Annotated in this window: 2 protein-coding genes; both read right to left on the bottom strand. The window is 34.7% G+C overall.

Features of this window, described 5'->3' with window-relative positions; genetic code table 11:
- Positions 1-156 precede the first annotated feature (156 nt).
- On the bottom strand, positions 157-828 hold the full coding sequence (locus ACR65M_RS26855) for a ubiquitin-activating E1 family protein (RefSeq protein ID WP_440274936.1): 672 nt from the start codon (positions 826-828) through the stop codon (positions 157-159).
- 211 nt (positions 829-1,039) lie between these two features.
- On the bottom strand, positions 1,040-1,366 hold the full coding sequence (locus ACR65M_RS26850; RefSeq protein WP_440274935.1) for a hypothetical protein: 327 nt from the start codon (positions 1,364-1,366) through the stop codon (positions 1,040-1,042).
- Positions 1,367-1,445 lie beyond the last annotated feature (79 nt).

Raw genomic sequence — 1,445 nt, 5'->3', positions numbered from 1 at the left:
AATGTCACAATACTTATCTCAAGTATTGCCATTTTGGAGGTGTTTTATATTGTCTCACTATTTTAGGTTAGTCCAAGTTGACAATCATATTAATGAACTTTTTGATATTTATTTAAAAAGAAATTTTAAAAACATAGAATAAAAAGAAGACGCAAATTAATTATTTGCGTCATTCTTTATTGCTTCACTTCTCATATATCCCTTTTTCGCATGAAAAACTGTCATTGAGTTAGAAATCGTACCACATTCTAAAAGTTCAGTTAGATAAGTACTACAAGCCACAGCTGCAAATTTATTCGTCAAAAGCCTCTGAGGGTCACTTAAAGATAATTCCTCACATGATAATTCAGATGGTTTCTTGAAATCATCATCATCTTCTAGAATTTCAGGAAAACGACTAGCTACCGGTTCTAATATGGTTTTACCTTTCACTTTCAAACCACACACTACCTGACCAGTCCAACCACTTTCGTTGTATGCAGTTAATTCTTCCTCAGTCCACTTTTCTTTAGGACGAGTAGCAAAATCAGATGGAACAACAGCACTTTCATTCCCGCTATCTATATACAAGATATTAGGAACATACTCAAAAAATTGATGAAAAATCTTTCGAGTAAAGTTATTGTCGACACAGCCTAATAAAATCGGTAAGACCTTATATTCGCTGTAAGAACCTTCAAAATCCATGTAATCTATGTTAAATAAATTCATTAAAGTTGATATATCCTCAATAAATTCATCGAAATAAGAAGCGATGTTAATCTTATAAGCCGCTGAATAGCGTTGAGCAAGTATATCCGCCTTCCTTTTACCGACATTCGACTCCACAAACAACTGGTTTCGAAGATTTTTCTTTTCAATTTCATCACGATCAGCAATACAGTAATAACTTGGTCCGTATACATACCCAACATTTGAGCAACTTGCTGAGCGAGATTACTGCCTGTTCCTCCGACTCCTACTTGAACGATGATAGGAAATAGCTTTTTACGTCTATTGTAACTATAAGTATCACCTTGTAACAAATCAATCATTCCACTCATGACCATACCTCCACAACAGATGTATCATATTGGGATGGTATTGATGTAAATGGATTCTGAAAAACCATAAATGGATTTAAAGGGATATGCTCTTGTAAGACCGTATTGAAGTAGCGTACTGTTACTTCTGGAAAGAATTGATGTACTTTACCCACAATGGCATACAGCATACTACCTTGTCTTTCATTTTGGTTATCTGTCATAGAAGGAATTGGTGCCCACTCATGATGCGAATGAATCTCCATTACCTTCATAAACGGAATTTCTAAAAGTTTTTGAGCTGTTACATACGGATCTTCATTACGTTCTACAGTAGTGCGCAAAGCTATGATGCTAGACTAAAAAGTAGACACAGATTGTTATAATAAATATATCAACTATAACGAGGTGTGTCTGTATGGC

This window comes from Ferdinandcohnia sp. SAFN-114, from assembly GCF_059415045.1.
The sequence above is the reverse complement of the archived record's forward strand: the minus strand, read 5'-3'. Positions and strand labels throughout refer to the sequence as shown.